The organism is Thermodesulfobacterium hydrogeniphilum (assembly GCF_000746255.1).
GTDB classification, from domain to species: Bacteria; Desulfobacterota; Thermodesulfobacteria; order Thermodesulfobacteriales; family Thermodesulfobacteriaceae; genus Thermodesulfobacterium; species Thermodesulfobacterium hydrogeniphilum.
The window spans coordinates 198,759-215,568 of the sequence record NZ_JQKW01000007.1; the positions used below are offsets into that span (position 1 = coordinate 198,759).

The 16,810-nt window shown below is 30.9% G+C and carries 14 protein-coding genes; 2 read left to right on the forward strand and 12 right to left on the reverse strand.

Features of this window, described 5'->3' with window-relative positions; genetic code table 11:
* The first annotated feature begins 2 nt into the window (after positions 1–2).
* The gene (gene carB, locus CC87_RS03330; protein WP_038056118.1) at positions 3–3,257 is read left to right on the forward strand and encodes a carbamoyl-phosphate synthase large subunit; all 3,255 of its coding nucleotides are present in this window, start codon (positions 3–5) and stop codon (positions 3,255–3,257) included.
* Between the two features lies 1 nt (position 3,258).
* Here carB and CC87_RS03335 read toward each other — a convergent pair whose 3' ends face one another.
* From CC87_RS03335 to CC87_RS03355, 5 genes are read right to left on the reverse strand one after another with little or no spacing between them, the layout of a single operon-like run.
* Positions 3,259–4,047 carry a biotin--[acetyl-CoA-carboxylase] ligase gene (locus tag CC87_RS03335; RefSeq protein WP_038056120.1) on the reverse strand — a complete coding sequence of 263 codons (789 nt, stop codon included), beginning with the start codon at positions 4,045–4,047 and terminating at the stop codon, positions 3,259–3,261.
* Entirely contained in the window at positions 4,035–4,694 is a 660-nt protein-coding gene (locus tag CC87_RS03340) for a biotin/lipoyl attachment domain-containing protein (protein ID WP_038056122.1), read from the reverse strand. Before CC87_RS03340 ends, CC87_RS03335 begins: the two co-directional genes overlap by 13 nt.
* Positions 4,695–4,709: 15 nt before the next feature.
* Complete coding sequence (locus CC87_RS03345) at positions 4,710–6,920, reverse strand: acetyl-CoA carboxylase carboxyl transferase subunit alpha/beta (protein WP_084222181.1); 2,211 nt, start codon at positions 6,918–6,920, stop codon at positions 4,710–4,712.
* A 9-nt stretch (positions 6,921–6,929) separates the two neighbouring features.
* Entirely contained in the window at positions 6,930–8,321 is a 1,392-nt protein-coding gene (locus CC87_RS03350) for a biotin carboxylase N-terminal domain-containing protein (RefSeq protein WP_038056124.1), read from the reverse strand.
* Positions 8,322–8,328: 7 nt separating this feature from the next.
* Positions 8,329–9,621 (reverse strand): adenylosuccinate synthase, encoded by a 1,293-nt coding sequence (locus CC87_RS03355; protein ID WP_038056126.1) that lies wholly within the window; start codon positions 9,619–9,621, stop codon positions 8,329–8,331.
* A 90-nt stretch (positions 9,622–9,711) separates the two neighbouring features.
* Between CC87_RS03355 and CC87_RS03360 the strand changes: the two genes are divergently transcribed.
* The gene (locus CC87_RS03360; protein WP_038056128.1) at positions 9,712–11,298 is read left to right on the forward strand and encodes an ArnT family glycosyltransferase; all 1,587 of its coding nucleotides are present in this window, start codon (positions 9,712–9,714) and stop codon (positions 11,296–11,298) included.
* On the opposite strand, the gene CC87_RS03365 is transcribed toward CC87_RS03360, so the two are convergent.
* The 7 genes from CC87_RS03365 to CC87_RS03395 form a co-directional block, all read right to left on the reverse strand.
* Positions 11,281–12,243: an NOL1/NOP2/sun family putative RNA methylase gene (locus tag CC87_RS03365; protein ID WP_038056130.1), complete on the reverse strand. Its 963-nt coding sequence runs from the start codon at positions 12,241–12,243 to the stop codon at positions 11,281–11,283. The genes CC87_RS03360 and CC87_RS03365 overlap by 18 nt on opposite strands.
* A complete protein-coding gene (locus CC87_RS08600) occupies positions 12,230–12,883 on the reverse strand; it encodes an HAD family hydrolase (RefSeq protein ID WP_051920498.1) in 654 nt (217 codons plus the stop codon). The genes CC87_RS03365 and CC87_RS08600 overlap by 14 nt, the downstream gene beginning before the upstream one ends.
* On the reverse strand, positions 12,880–13,158 hold the full coding sequence (locus tag CC87_RS03375; RefSeq protein ID WP_038056132.1) for a DUF167 domain-containing protein: 279 nt from the start codon (positions 13,156–13,158) through the stop codon (positions 12,880–12,882). The genes CC87_RS08600 and CC87_RS03375 overlap by 4 nt, the downstream gene beginning before the upstream one ends.
* Positions 13,159–13,161: 3 nt before the next feature.
* The gene (locus CC87_RS03380; protein ID WP_038056134.1) at positions 13,162–13,464 is read right to left on the reverse strand and encodes a YggT family protein; all 303 of its coding nucleotides are present in this window, start codon (positions 13,462–13,464) and stop codon (positions 13,162–13,164) included.
* 3 nt (positions 13,465–13,467) lie between these two features.
* A complete protein-coding gene (locus CC87_RS03385) occupies positions 13,468–14,466 on the reverse strand; it encodes a PhoH family protein (RefSeq protein ID WP_038056136.1) in 999 nt (332 codons plus the stop codon).
* 83 nt (positions 14,467–14,549) lie between these two features.
* On the reverse strand, positions 14,550–15,641 hold the full coding sequence (gene hisC, locus CC87_RS03390) for a histidinol-phosphate transaminase (protein WP_038056138.1): 1,092 nt from the start codon (positions 15,639–15,641) through the stop codon (positions 14,550–14,552).
* Positions 15,642–15,654: 13 nt separating this feature from the next.
* Entirely contained in the window at positions 15,655–16,806 is a 1,152-nt protein-coding gene (locus CC87_RS03395; RefSeq protein WP_038056140.1) for a SufB/SufD family protein, read from the reverse strand.
* Positions 16,807–16,810 lie beyond the last annotated feature (4 nt).

Genomic DNA, 16,810 nt, shown 5'->3' on the forward strand with positions numbered 1-16,810 from the left:
GTATGCCTAAAAGGACTGATATAAAAAAGATTCTTATTATAGGATCAGGTCCTATTGTAATAGGACAAGCCTGTGAATTTGATTATTCAGGAAGTCAAGCTTGTAAGGCTTTGAAAGAAGAGGGTTATGAAATAATTCTTGTTAATTCTAATCCTGCTACTATTATGACTGATCCAGAAATGGCTCATAGAACTTATATAGAACCACTTACTCCTGAAGTTTTAGAATATATTATAAAAGAAGAAAGACCTGATGCCTTACTTCCTACTTTGGGAGGACAAACTGGTTTAAATATAGCCTTTGCTTTGGCAAGAAAAGGGGTTTTAGAAAAATATAAAGTGGAATTAATTGGTGCTAATGAAAAAGCTATAGAAAAAGCTGAGAGTAGGGAACATTTTAGAAAAGCAATGGAAAATATAGGTTTAAAGATACCGAAAAGTGTTATTGTGCATTCTTTTGAAGAGGCTGAAAAAGCTATAAAAGATATAGGTTTTCCAGTAATAGTAAGGCCAAGCTTTACCTTAGGAGGAACGGGTGGAGGAGTAGCCTACAATATTGAAGAACTGAGAGAAATTGTAGAAAAAGGACTTGAGATGTCCCTTATTCATCAGGTAATGCTGGAAGAGTCTGTCATAGGATGGAAAGAATTTGAACTTGAGGTAATGAGAGATTTTAAAGATAATGTAGTTATTATATGCTCTATAGAAAATTTTGATCCTATGGGAGTTCATACTGGGGATTCTATCACCGTTGCACCTGCTCAAACCTTAACTGATAAAGAATATCAAAAAATGAGAACTGCTGCTCAGGCTATTATCAGAGAAATTGGAGTTGAAACAGGAGGTTCTAATATTCAATTTGCTATTAATCCAAAAAATGGAGATATGGTAGTTATCGAAATGAATCCCAGAGTTTCTCGTTCTTCAGCTTTAGCAAGTAAAGCCACGGGTTATCCTATTGCTAAAATTGCTGCTAAGCTGGCGATTGGTTATACCTTGGATGAATTACCCAATGATATTACTAAGGAAACCAAAGCTGCTTTTGAGCCAACCATAGATTATGTAGTGGTAAAAATTCCCCGTTTTACCTTTGAAAAATTTCCGGAATGTCCTGATGAAATAACCACTTCTATGAGATCAGTTGGTGAAACCATGGCTATTGGTAGAACCTTTAAAGAAGCTTTACAGAAAGCTATTATAGGATTAGAAATAGGTCGTTTTGGATTTGGTGCTGATGGTAAATCCCCTTCTGATCAGGATATTATCCTTTCTAAGGAATTAATTAAAGAAAAATTGGTGCGTCCAAATAGCCAGAGATTATTCTATATTAGAGAGGCTTTTAAAGCTGGTTTTAGCATAGAAGAAATTTATAATTTAACCTATATAGATCCCTGGTTTCTTTATCATCTTAAGGAAATTTTTGATAAAAGTGAAGATATAAAAGGAAAAAATTTAAAAGAGCTTTCAGCAGAAGAAATAAAAGAATTAAAACAAATGGGTTTTTCTGATTATCAGATTGCCTATTTAACCAATTCTAATGAAATTCAGGTAAGGGAATATAGAAAATCTCTTGGTATAAAAACTACTTTTAAACTCATTGATACCTGTGCTGCGGAATTTGAGGCTTATACACCTTATTTTTATTCCACTTACGAAGTGGAAAACGAGTCCAGAGCCTCTAAAAATAGAAAAATTTTAATTATTGGGGGAGGTCCTAATAGAATAGGACAGGGAATAGAATTTGATTATTGCTGTGTTCATGCCTCTTTAGCTTTAAAAGAAAGAGGAATAGAATCTATTATGGTGAATTCTAATCCTGAGACAGTATCTACAGACTATGATATTTCTACCAGACTTTATTTTGAACCTCTTACTTTTGAACATATTTTAAATATCTATGAAGAAGAAAAACCAGAAGGTGTAATAGTTCAATTTGGAGGTCAGACTCCTATTAATTTAGCAGTTCCTCTTTATAAAGCAGGAGTAAAAATTCTCGGTACCTCTCCTAAAAATATTGATAAAGCTGAAGATAGAGAAAAATTTGACCAATTATTAGGCAAATTGGGTTTAAAAAGACCTAAGGCAGGTATAGCTTATAGCGCAGAAGAGGCTATTAAAGTAGCTTCTTATATTGGTTATCCTGTTTTAGTGCGTCCTTCTTATGTGCTTGGTGGAAGAGCTATGAGAATAATTTATACTGAAAAAGAACTTAGAAATTTTATTGAAACCGCTGTAAAAGTTAATCCAGAACATCCTATTTTAATTGATAAATTTTTGGAAGATGCTTTAGAAATAGATGTAGATGCTATTTCTGATGGAGAGACTGTGGTAGTAGCAGGTATAATGGAACATATTGAAGAAGCAGGTATTCATTCTGGAGATTCAGCCTGTATTTTACCTCCGCTTCATATACCTTCTAAACTTTTAGAAGAGATAAAAGAAGCCACTAAACTTTTAGCTAAAGAATTGGAAGTAAGAGGCCTTATAAACATTCAGTATGCTATTAAAGATAATGAACTTTACGTATTAGAAGTAAATCCCAGAGCTTCAAGAACAATCCCTTTTGTTTCTAAATCCATAGGTGTACCTTTAGCAAAACTTGCTACCTGGATTATGCTTGGAGAAACTTTAAAGGAAATAGGTTTTACCAAAGAGATAAAGCCTCCTTATTATTGTGTTAAAGAAGTGGTTTTTCCTTTTAAAAGATTTCCTAAAGTAGATGTTATGCTTGGACCTGAGATGAAATCTACTGGAGAAGTAATGGGAATAGATTGGGATCCTGCCTTAGCCTATGCCAAAGCTCAGTTAGCAGCAGGAATGAATCTTCCTACTAAAGGAACAGTTTTTATTTCTGTAAAAGATGAGGATAAGCCTTTAGTTGTTCCTATAGCTAAAGTTTTAGCAGAACTTGGTTTTAGATTGATAGGAACCAAAGGAACTGCAGAATATTTAAGATCTTATGGAATTAGTATAAAAGAGGTTCCTAAAATCTCAGATCTTAAAAGGCCTAATATTTTAGACTTAATCAAAAATAAAGAAATAGATCTTGCTATTAACACAGCTAAAGGTAAAGAAAGTAAAGAAGATGCTTATTTAATCAGAAGATATACTATGGAACTTGATATTCCTTATGCCACCACTCTCTCTTGTGCCAGATCTATGGTAGAAAGTATTAAAAAATTGAAATCCAAATCTTTTTCATTTGCACCTTTGCAAAAATATTATAGCTATTTAGATTATAAATTTTATAAAATGTAGATTACCAAAGATAAATTATTTCTCCTGAAGAGACCTCAACTATTTCTGAATTTTCTAAATTTATTAAAAGAGAACCTTTATTAGTAATATCTATGACTTCTCCTATTAAAACTTCTTCTGCTTTATCTAAATTATAAGAAAAAGCTATACATCTTTTTAAGGTATCTGAAAATTTTTTATAATTTTCTATAATAATATTTTTTACTTCTTTCTCATCCAATATATTTCTTTCATAAAATCTTAAAAAACCAAAATAATATCTTAACCAAAAAATTAAGACTTTTAAGACTGTTAACAAAGAAATCTCTTTTTTTAAAATTTTTTTAAAACTTATAGCAGGGATTTTTTCAGGAGGGTTATTATTAACATTTATTCCTATGCCAATGATATACCAACTTTCAAATTTTTCTATTAAAACACCAGCTATTTTTTTTCCTTTATAGTGTAAATCATTGATCCATTTTATTTTAGCTTCTTTTATTCCAAAATGATAAGCAGATCTTACTAAGGCTAAACCTAAGATAAGAGGGATTAAGCAGGAATTTTCCGGAAGAAATTCATCATATATACTTAAGGCTACCCAGAGTCCTCCTTTTTCTGCAAACCATTTTCTATTAAATCTACCTTTAGATTCTAAAAGAATATCTGCTTTTATAATTCTTCCATTAGCCGTTTTGGGAAAGAGTCTTATAAATTCTTTTAATAAAGCCATAGCTCTTGATAGAGAAGGAAAATGCCAGACTTCTTGACCAATTTCTGGAAAAAATTTAGAATAATCTAAAGAGGCCATTCGTCTTTTATTCTTTCTATAATTTTTTTTAAATAAGGTAGATTTTCTTCTGGACACAGACCTATTAAAGGACTATCTCTTTCTATTAATTGAAAAGGTGAAAAATAAATATTATAGATAACATAAGTTCCTTTTTCTGTTAGATAAATAGGGGTTTCTCTTTTCATAAAGGTCATAATTAAAAGTTCATCGCCTTTTTTAACTTTAACTTTTCCAAGTCCTTCTTTTTCAATTTTATTTGCTATAGCAGGGCTTAAAATATATCTTGCAGTCTCAGGAGCTCTGATGATATAAAGAGCGGAGAGAAGTATTTCTGAGATAATCTCTTTTTGAGAAAGAGGATGTTTAATTTCTAAAATAACTTCTTCAGCCTCTACAAATCTATTTAAAAAATCAGTTCTTAAATTTTGCACTATACCACTTATTTTTGCTCTAATAATTTTAGGATTTCTTTCTCTTTCTAAAATAAAAAGAGGGGTTCCTGGTTTTTCCAGCCATTTACCACTTGGACCAACTACTTGATCTCCTTCTTTTACTTTAAACTCTTTAATGTATCCTGTATGGGGTGTAACCACCTTAAAAGTTTTATAAGGATTGGCTTTAAATTTCTGCAAAATTTTGTTTAAATTTTGATATTCAATTTTCATAGTTAATAACCTATATTATCTGTAATATAGATTTTTACCTCCCATAGTAAGAAGAGCTGTAAAAAGTTTTTTTCTTAATTCTCTTCTATCCCAGATTCCCTGAATATGTCCTCTTTTTAAAGCATTTTCAGCACTATGATAATCCGGAGGAATATCCTGTCCTGTAGTTTCTCTTATCACTCTTGGACCCGCAAATCCGAGTCTTGTAGATTTAAGAGCAAATTGATAGGGTGCAGAACCTAAAAAACTTGCTACAGGTCCTGCATAAGAATTATTATCATACACAACAATATATAACCCCCCAGCATCAACATAATCTCTAACAGCCATGGTGCATCTTGGCATTTGAACCACTCCCAGTGTTCCTTCATGGATTCTTATTCCACCTGTAGTATGAACCAAAGCTAAAAATGGACGGCGTGTAATTTTAGCAAGTTCTATAGCTCTTATAAATTTTTCTCCTTCTGCCACTCCAACTGTTCCTTGTCTGAATTCTGCTAACAGCATTACTGCTATTAAAGATATACCTCCTATCTTAACTTCAAAAGACAAAAGAGCAGATTTAAGACCTGTTTTTTTTCTGGCTATTTTTAATTTTTCAGCATAACCTTCGTATTCTAAAGGGTTACCTGAAGCAATATCATCATTAAAAAATTTTACACTACCTTTATCAAAGATATTATTTAAATACCATTTATATTCCAAAGGAAAATGATAACCACAATTAGGACAAACTCCACAAAATTCTCCGTAAAGATCAGGAACCCAAATATCAGGGCATCCATATTTTTCAGCCTGAGGACATGTTACAGTTTTATCCTCTAAAGCTAAAGGACTTACATAAGTAAATATTTCTTCCTCCAAAATTTGTGTAGGAACTTTGGGAATTTTTTTACCTACTATTAAATTATAAACACTTTTTACAGGATCTGAAACAGGTTTTAAAAGTAAAGAAGATTCGCTTGTTAATTCATCTAAAAATTTCTTAAAACTTTTATGTCCTTGTTTTAAAATTTTATATTTAAATTCATTTTTAATTTTAAGCCCTATATTATGCCCGAAACTAAAAACCTGTTTAAATATACTCTTGGGTTCAGTTATAGCCCATTGGGTCATTTTTCTATATTTTTTATATCTATTTTCTATCAAAATTTCAATTTCATCCTCATCCAAATCCCAGTTTACAAAGTACTTAAAATCTTCAGTATCTTGTTTTGCCATAGCGTATTTTCTTAAAAACTTCATACTTCTTGTTTGTAAAACCACTTCATCAGTAGCTCTGATCAACTCAATTTTTAACCTTTTAAAAAACTCATAATCTTTTTTTCTTGCTCCTAAAGGAGGTTCAGGGATAATTTTATCTATAGTACCAAATTTTAAATTATCCCTGGCTGTAAGTTTTAAAGCTTTGGCACATTTTTCAACTAATTCACGAGGAGGTCTACCTTCTTTTAATTTAGCTTCTATAGCAGCAGCTCCCTCAGGGCTGATAACAGAATAATAACCTTTTTCAGCCATTAATCTTATATCTGTGAGTCCTATAGCTTCTGCTCCACCTGAGCCACCTTCAGAAATAAAAGCTACAGTTGGAACTTTTAATTTAGCCATATAATAAAGATTTCTTGCTATTTGTTGAGCAGCACCAGGATAATCTTCTATAGGATAGGCTCCAGGGGTAAAAATAAAAAAATGTATCGGAATTCCTTCAGTTTCAGCCATTTTCATATAACGAAGAGCCTTCTCATTACCCCAGGGTTTTGCACTTCCACCCTGACGAAATTCCTCTCCATGCCCTTTTTCATGCCCTATAACCATTACCTGATGAAAATAAAGATCATGTCCTACTTTTCTCACAATCATTGCTTTGGCGCATACTATAGCAGGATCTATGTTTAGCTCTCCCTCTCCTCCTAATTCCATATAACTATCATAGACATTTTCTAAAATATCTTGCAAAGTAAATCTCTGAGGATGTCTAGCTATTTTTACTATTTCATAAGGAGTAAGAGTTTTTTCTGCCTCATCTATGATATAGTTTAAATGAGCACTTGTTTCTTTAACAAATTTTTCTATATAACTTTCTTCATAATTATAAAAGTTTTCATAAATTTCTGAAATACGCTCAATTAAAGAATCAATATTTAAAAAATTTTCCCCCTTTATGTCTTTTATATAAATTGCTGTATCCAGAAGATTTTTTAAATTTTTATGTAAAGCTATCTTCATAAAAATCCTTTAGCCCTCTACGAATTTATAAAGATTATAAGTTTGTTCTTTTAAAAACTCTATATTAGTCTTTAATTTCTCACCTTGAAGATTTTCTCCTTCTATAATAATATCATTTAAAAATTCTAAACCTCTTTTTTTTGCTTCATTAAAAGTCTTTCCATAAACTATAGCTAAGGCTAAATTAGGATCAAACTGGGTAGGAATATTATAAGGTTTATCCTGAGGAACATGGGTTCTCATTGTTAACCATGGTTTAGGAGTCCATTTAAATTTATTAATAGTTCCGCTTAAAGGAATAAATCCTCTTTTAGTATCTTCTGCTATAAGACGATATTCTATACTTGTTCCCTTGAAAGTAATATTTTCTTGAGAATAACCTAATTTATCCCCAAAGGCAATTCTTATTTGTTCTTTTATCAGATTAACCTGTTTATCCTTAATAAAAGATATTTTGGCAGAAATTTCGTTTTCAACCTGAATACGTGTATTAATTTCCATGAGATAAAATTTCCCTTCTGGTGTAACCAGCCATTCCCAAGTTCCTACACTATCATAATTAAAGTGTTTAGCCAATTTTAATGAATATTCAATAATAGCTTTTTCTATTTCTTCAGGATTAAAATTACATTTTTCTTCATAATTAAATCCTGGTGCTACTTCTATTCTTTTTTGTTTAAAAGGGCTTTGAATTGTGCAATTTCTTGTTCCAAAATGGACAAATTCTCCATGTTTGCTTCCCAATATTTGAACTTCTATATGTTGGAAAACAGGTATTTTAGCTTCAATAATAATTCCTTCATCTCCAAAAAGTCTTTTAGCATAAGCTCTGACTTTTCTAAAAATAGGGCGAAGTTCTTCTAAGTTTTTAACTTCTTCAATTCCCATTCCACCACCACCAGCTACTGCTTTTACAAGAAGTGAAGGGTTATTAAAACCTTCAGAAGAAAGAAAATCTAAGAGTTCCTCAGCTCTAAACTCTGCCTCTATTTCATTATAAATAGGCTCGGTTGTTCCGGGGATAACAGGAATATTAAGTTCTTTAGCAAGTTTTTTCATAAAAAGTTTATTTCCTAAATCTCTTATAGCCTCCCAGGAAGGCCCTATAAAAATAAGAGGTCTTTGTCTTTTTACTACTCTTCTGGCAAACCTGAAATTTTCTGCTAAAAATCCATAGCCTGGATGAATAGCAGTGCATTTAGTTTCATCAGCTACTGCTAAAATATCATTCATATCTCTATAATCACAGATTCTATATTTCTTATCTGCCAGTCTTACATGAAGGGATTCTTCATCTTCTTTGGTATAAAGAGCTACATAATCTATCCCTAATTCTTTACATGCTTCCATTATTCTTAAAGCAATTTCCCCCCGATTAGCTATAAGAACTTTTTCTTTCATAAAAAAATTAGTTTTGAAAAGGATTTTTTATAATAAGACAATTATCCCTCTCAGGTCCTGTAGAGATGAGATAAAGAGGAACTTTCAAATAATCTTCTATAGTTTTTAAATAAATCTTGGTAGTCTCAGGAAGTTTGTCAAAATTTTTAATCTGACTTATATCTTCTTTCCATCCAGAAAGTTCTTTATAAATTGGTTTTAATTTAGATATTTCAATAAGAGTAGAAGGTAAATAATCTATGGTTTTACCTTCATATTCATACCCTATACATACTTTGATTTTATCCAGACCTGAAAGAACATCAAGTTTGGTTAAAGCTAAAGCGTTTATTCCGTTTAATCTTATAGCGGTTTTGACCAAAACTAAATCCAACCATCCACATCTCCTTGGTCTTCCAGTGGTTGAGCCATATTCAAAACCTCTATCCCTTAAAAAATTCCCTGTTTCATCTTCTAATTCTGTAGGAAAAGGTCCTTCTCCTACTCTAGTGGTATAAGCTTTTACTATGCCTAAAACCAAATCTATTTCAGAAGGACCTATTCCTGTTCCACAACAGGCATTTCCTGCTATAGTATTAGAGGAAGTTACATAAGGATAAGTTCCATGATCTATATCTAAAAATGTTCCCTGAGCCCCTTCAAAAAGAACATTTTTATTATTCTTTTTAGCTTGCCATATAACCTGGGAAACATCAGTTAAATAAGGTTTAAGATATTTTCCATATTCTATATATTTTTCATAGATATCTTCAAATTTTAAAGGCTCAGTTTCTAAATATTTTAGAATGACATTTTTTTCTTCTAAAACGTTTTTAAGTCTTTCTTTAAAAATATCTGGATAGGTCAGGTCTATTAATCTAAAACCTTTTCTTGCAGCTTTATCTTCATAGCAAGGTCCTATTCCTCTACAGGTAGTGCCAATTTTATTTTTATGAGCTTTATTTTCTCTTGCCATGTCAAGAGCTTTATGATAAGGCATAATAGTATGAGCTTTTTCACTGATCATAAGCTTGTTGGAATCTATATTTAATCCTTCTTTTTTTAACTTTTCTATTTCATTTATTAATACCTCTGGATCCACTACCACACCATTCCCTATTACACAGGTTGTTTGAGGTCTGAATATTCCTGAAGGAATAAGATGGAGAATATATTTTTTTTGATTGATTACCAAAGTATGTCCAGCATTATTTCCGCCCTGAAAACGCACTACATAATCAGCCTTTTCTGTAAGAACATCTACAATTTTGCCTTTTCCTTCATCTCCCCATTGTGTTCCTACCACTACTACAGCAGGCATGGTATCCTCCTTAGGTATATTCCAAATAGGATATTATAGCATAATATTACGAATTGACAAAATATTTTAACGTAGTATTTTCAAATGATTATGAATAAAAATAAAACTGTCCCTCAATCTTGGTTGATTTTATTTTTTCTTACTGCTTTTTTACTTGTTTTTATTAACTTAGGTATAAGACCTTTCTTTGGTGTAGAAGGACGCTGGGCTGAAGCAGTAAGAGAAATGATATTAAGAAAGGATTGGTTTGTGCCTACCATCAATTTTGAACCACATCTTACCAAACCTCTTGTTCCTTTCTGGCTAATTAAACTTTCAGCTTTAATATTCCAAAAAATTAATGAAGGAATAGTAAGATTTCCAGGTGCTTTATGTGGTTTTTTTTCTGTATTTCTTTTTTATTTTCTCAGTAAAAGATTTTTTAAATATCCCTATGACTTGATCTCTACAGGTTTGTTTTTTACTTCTTGGGGATTTTTAGAATTTTCCAGATTAGCTCAATCAGAAATTTTTCAATTATTTGGTATTATCTGGGCTTTAACAGCTTATATCTATTACAGAGAAAAAATAAGTTTTACAGGGTATTTTCTTTTTTGGCTTGGTATAGTATGGGGAGCTTTATCTAAAGGGCATACTGCCTTTGCGGTAATGCTTCCTGCTTTTTTTATAGAAATTGTTTTAAATAAAAGATTTTATCATTTAAACTGGAAAAATCTTTTAGCTTTTTTAATAGCTTTTACCTTATACATTTTTCCTTTTTTAAAAACTGTTTCAGAAATACATAGCGACTTACCTTTTTACCTTTTATTTAAAGAAAATTTAAAACAAGCTATTAACCCTTATGATAATCTTAGACCTTTTTATATCTATTTATACTATTGGCCTATCTGGATAGCTCCTTGGAGTTTATTTTTAATCGGAGCAATTTATTATAGTCTGCGTTATTTTAAAAATTTAAACACCGATGAGAAATTTATTTTTCTATCTAATTTAGCTATTTTTATTATTTTTACTTTAGCAAAAGCAAGAAGAGGTTATTATATCTTACCGATTTTACCTTATACTATTTTGTTAGTGGTTTATTATTTACAAAATCTTTCTTCTCAGATTTTAAAAAAATTATATTTCAAATTAAGTTATATTTTCCCAATTATTTTAATTTTATGTCCTTTGATACTTTTAAAATTAAAACTTGCTTCCTCTTTACCAGGTATTTTAATTTATCTTCCTCCTTTTTTAGGAGTTTTTAGCTTTTTATTAATTCTTTTATTAAAAAATGAAAAAGTTTTTTTTAGATTGATTTTACAGGTGGCCTTAATAGAACTTATCTTTTTTGGTTTTGTTCAACCCTATTTTTCTTCTGCTTCTGAAAAAGAAACAGGAAATTTTATAGCAAAAATTAAAAAACAAAATCCTGATTATAAAATATGCTCCTATTCTCCCTTTGGTAAACCGGTAGCTAATGTTTATTTTTATGCAGGACTAAATAAAAGGATTCCAGATTATAAAATTTTAGAAGAAGCTTTAAGTAATTGTGGGGTTCTCATAGTAAGAAAAAAATTGGATTCAAAATTAAAAAGTATTGTTTCTAAACAGAATTTGAAGGTGTATTCTTTTAAAGCCAAAAAGGATAAATCTAAAAGTTATTATATAATTCTTTTAAGCAAGTCTTTTTAATTTAGCTACAAAAAAGCCTACTGCTTGAATTTCGTGGGTATAAAATCTTTTTGTAAATTTTAAAGAAGGATGATAAGGCTTTTCTTCCCATTCAGTAAGCCCTTCATGATAGGGAAGCGGGGATTCCCAATCCAAAATTTCAGCCTGTCTTTTTCTTAAAAGATAATCTACTACTTCTTCATTTTCCTTAGGATTTATAGTACAGGTGCTATAGACGATAATTCCTCCGGGTTGCACTAAATCAAAAGCTCTTACTAATAACCCTTTTTGAATAGAAGGAAGATTAGCTCTTCCTGTGCCTTTTTGATAAAGAATTTCACCCTCTAAACCTATCCTATATCTTCCTTCTCCAGAACAAGGAGCATCTACTAAAATTTTATTAAAAGGGATACCAAAGGGAAATTGTTCTCCTCTATAACGTGTGGTAATAGCACAGGTTATTCCAAGTCTTTTTATATTAGAAACTAAGGCAGTAAGACGGTCTATTCTTTTATCATTAGAAACAATAACAGCTTGATCATTGGTAACCATTGCCATAAGACCTGTTTTTCCACCAGGAGCAGCACACATATCTAAAATCAAATCTCCTGGTTGAGGATCTAAAGCAATTACTGGGAGACTGCTTGCTAATGTCATGGAATGAATTAAACCCAAACTATACTCCTCTAAATTTCCTAAGGAGATTTCTTCATTATTTAAAACTCTGTAAAAATAAGGAACTTCTTTTACTTCTTCAAAATTAGCTCCTTTAGCTTTTAAAATGTTTAAAAGATTTTTTATTTCTTCAGGATGAGAAATTTTTAAAGTGTTAATTCTAAAATATTGAGGCATGGGAGTTTTTAAATATTCTAAAAAAGTCTCATAATTTGGAATTAATTGAGAGTATCTACCAAAGTATTCTTTATAATGAAAAACAGGATATTTTTCTCTTTTACGTTTTGCCATTTACCAAAATATCCTTTAATTCCTGATGATTTTTGACTATGAGATCAGCTAAGGATAGGTGTTTTTCTGGTAAAGTTGTGGTAATACCTATGCAAAAAAGTTTAGCATTTTTAGCAGAGATAATTCCAGCAGGAGAATTTTCTACTACCGCAGAGAGATCCTTAGAAGCTTTTAAAGCTTTCAAAGCCTTTAAATAAGGATCTGGATGAGGTTTGCGTTTTTCTATTTGATCTCCTGTGATTATAATAGAAAAATAAGATTTTAAACTTTTAGGAAAAACCTCTTCAAAAATTTCGCTATGAGAGCTTGTAACCAAAGCAAGCTTTTTATCAGCTTTTTTAAGGTTTTCTAATAAATCCGGAACCTCTGGAAAAGGTTTAACTAATTTAGCATATTTAGTTTTAAAAATAGTCTTTTGAAGTTTAAATAAATTTTCAAAAAATTCACGAGTAGGGTTAATTCCTTTTTGTAAAAAAAGATTCTTGGCAGAATCAAGTTCTATAGCTCCTTCATGTAAATATATATCTTCCTCATTGAATTCAAGACCATACTGAGAAAAAGCCTCTAACCAGGCTTTGGCATGATAGGGCATACTGTCCAATAAAGTTCCATCAAGATCAAAGAAGATATATCTTCTCATTTTTCTCCTTTTAAGAAAGTTTTTATCTTTTCAGAAAAATTTTTTTCCGAAAGTTCTTCAATCTTAAGAATTTTATTTTTAGATGTCTTTCCTCTAACAATTTTAATTTCATTTTTAGAAACTTTTAAGATTTTACTTAGAAATTTACATAAACTTTCATTGGCCTTATTATTTTCAGGTTTGGCTTTTAAAGAAACTTCTAAGAAATTAGGTTCTTTAAAAACAATAATCTTATCTTTTCGAGCTCCAGGCTTGACCTTTATTTCTAAAATCATTTTTTAAAGTGGAAAGGCATATTTATAGATAAATAATTTAATAAGAAAATAGTGTATCATGTTTTTAATAAAATAAATTGCAAAGATTACCAAAATTGGACTTAAATCTAAACCATAAATAGGAGGAATTATCTTTCTTGCAGGAGCTAAAACAGGTTCAGTAATTCTGTATAAAAACCTAACAGCTGGGTGAAAAGGATAGGGCATTATCCAAGAGATTATACATCTTGCAATAATAACCCATATATAAAGGGTTAAAAGTAAGTCTATCACCTGGAGTAAACTTCCTATAAATACATCTAACAAAGTTTAATCCTCCTCCTTTTTGTTTTGTTTTTCTTTTCTTTCATAAGCCTCTATTATTTTTTGAACAATAGGATGTCTTACCACATCTTTTTTTGTAAAATATACAAAGCTGATTCCATTTATACCTTCTAATATCTCTATTGCTTCTACTAATCCAGATTTTTTAACATCAGGAAGATCTATCTGGGTAATATCTCCAGTTATTACAGCTTTGGAATTTTGTCCTAAACGTGTAAGGAACATTTTCATCTGCTCAGAGGTGGTGTTTTGAGCTTCATCTAAAATAATAAAGGCTTCGTTAAGAGTTCTTCCTCTCATAAAAGCAAGAGGAGCTATTTCTATAACACCCTTTTGAAAAAGTCTTACCACTTTATCAAAAGAAAGCATGTCATAAAGAGCATCATACAGGGGTCTTAAATAGGGATTGACTTTTTCTGTAATATCCCCAGGTAAAAAACCAAGCTTTTCGCCAGCTTCTACTGCAGGTCTTACCAAGATAATTCTATTTACTTCCCCTTTCATAAGATAAGAAACAGCCATAGCGACTGCAAGATAGGTTTTTCCTGTTCCAGCAGGGCCTATTCCAAAAACTACTTCAGATCTTCTTATAGCTTCAATATACTTTTTCTGTGTTACACCCTTAGGGCTGATAATTTTTCTACCAGAAGTTACAAAAATGGTATCCAAAAAAATATCTTTTAAATTAGCCTTGGGATTTTCCAAAATTATACGAGAAGCATATTCTACATCCGCAGGATAAATATTATAACCGGATTTTATAAGTCCGTATAATTCTTCTATAGCTTTTTCTGCCAGCTCTGAATCAAGAGGTTCTCCTGTAATAAAAACATGATTTCCCTTTAAAGTTAGATGGACCCTGAAAAAGTTTTCCAAAATTTTAAAATGATGCCCTCTTTCTCCATAAAGGGTACGCAGAACAGGATATTCTTCAAAAACCAATTCTTTTGTAATTACCTCATCTTTTAAATTTTGTACCTGCATACTGGTTATACTATCACCCCTTTTTAAATTTTTTAGTTACTTAAATAATAGATAAACTTAAAAGATTTTCAAGAGTAAATCTTTTAGCCATTTAAAATATTTTTAATATTTTCAATTAAAATCTCATTTTCCTCTGGAAGCCCTATAGAAATTCTTAAACATGTGGAAAAACCATAAGCTTTTAAAGGACGAATTAAAATTCCTTTTTTTAATAATTTTTGATATAGTTTATCAGCTTTTTCTCCAAAATCAACCATTATAAAATTAGCCTGAGAAGGAAAAACTTTAAAACCAAGTTTAGTAAGTTCATTGGTCAAGTATTTTCTGCCTTCTTTAACAATTTTTATGCTTTTTTCAAAATATTCTTTATCTTCCAAAACAGCTAATCCAGCTTTATATGCAAAAAGGTTTATATTAAAAGGCTGTCTTACAGAATCAAGCACCTTAGCAAGTTCTAAAAAGGTTATACCGTAACCTAATCTTAATCCCGCTAAACCATAGGCTTTAGAAAAAGTTCTAAGTATGATAACTTTATAACCCTTTTTTAAAAACTCTATCCCCAAAGGGATAAAATCTTTATCTATAAATTCTCCATAAGCTTCATCTATAATTAATAAAATTTCCTCTGGTAAACTATTAATAAAACTTTCCCATTCTTTCCTGTTTAAGACACTTCCTGTAGGATTATGGGGGTGATCTAAAAAAATCAATTTTGTTTTTTCTGTAATATTTTCAAGAAATCCTGGAAGGTTATGTTTTAAATCTGAATTTAAAGAAATCTTCTTTACCCTTGCTCCATAGATTTCTGCAAATTTTTCATACATAAGAAAACTTGGATTACTTATGAGAATTTCATCTCCTGGTTCTATTAAAGCTTTAAAAATAAATTCCATTACCTCATCAGATCCATTTCCTAAAACAACCTGTTCAGGGGAAACTTCCCATTTTTTAGCCAAAGCTTTTTTCAATTCTATATAACTTGCCTCAGGATAATGATTAACCTCAGAAAGATAGGTTTTTAAAACCTCTATCACCTTAGGAGAAGGACCTAAAGGATTTTCATTGGAATTAAATTTATAAATAGCACCTGCAATTCCCAGCTCTCTCCTAATCTCATCTATGGTTTTCCCAGGAGGATAAGGAGTAAGATTTTTCAAATAAGATTTTATTTTCATTTAAACTCCTTTTTTAAAATCCCAGACTTGCTAATTCTAAGGTTTTATCAATTTGTTTTTGTAATGCAGGAGGAATTCCTTCTATTTTAATAGTTAAAAAGCCTTTTACAATAAGAGAGGTTGCTTCATCTTCGCTTAATCCTCTTGCCATTAGGTATTCAACTTCCTCTTTGGCAATTTTACCTACTGCAGCTTCATGAGTTAGTTCTACATCAGAAAAATAACTATCAAGCTCTGGAATAGCTTTCATAATCCCCTTATGTGAAAGCATAAGCCCCTGACATTCTAAATGTCCTTTAACCTTAGGTGATTTGGCTACAATTTTTCCTTTTGCTATATTTTCTCCTCCGTAAACTACAGTGCGTGAAATTATCTCGGTTCTGGTATTTGGAGCTTCTAAATAAACTTCTCCTCCAATATCTATATAAGAATCAGGATGATTTACTACAATAGTAGCAAAAGAAGCCCTGGCTCCTTTACCTAAAAGTCTACACACAGGAGAAGTTTGAATGCTTTTTACAGGGAAAAGGTTTACATAAGTGGAAATATAAGTTCCTCCTTCTTCTACTATAATACCTGTTCTTGGTCTTACTATAGTTTCTTCTCCCCACATATGTATCATACTAAAAGTTAATTTCCCCCCTTTTTTTATATAATACTCTGAGACACCTATATGTAAGGCAGAAGTGATATGGGGATGAACTGCACAGGAGGTAATAAGATTTAACTCTGCTCCTTCTTCTACAATTACTATATTATGAACTTTTTGAGATATATTTTCTGTTCTTATATACAAACAAGCTTGGACAGGATAAATAAGTTTGTAATTAGGCAAAACCCTAACAAAATAGCCATTATCTAAATCTTCAGCTGCTGCTTTAGTAAATTCATCTTTTTCAGGAGAAAGAGCTTTCCAATAGTAATCTTTAAGCCATTTATATTTTTCTAAAGCCTCTGTAATAGGTAATATTTCAAGCCCTTCAACTTCTTTTTTACACAAAAGAGGTTTTGCATCTACTTGAACAAATTCTCCTTCCCTTTTTAAAGACTCATCCAAGCCCAAAACTTTTAAACGCTCTCTTTCTTCCTCACTTAACTCTGATAAATCCTTAGGAATATCACTTTTTTTAGCAGATTTGAATTTCTTAGGATCTATTTTAGACATATTT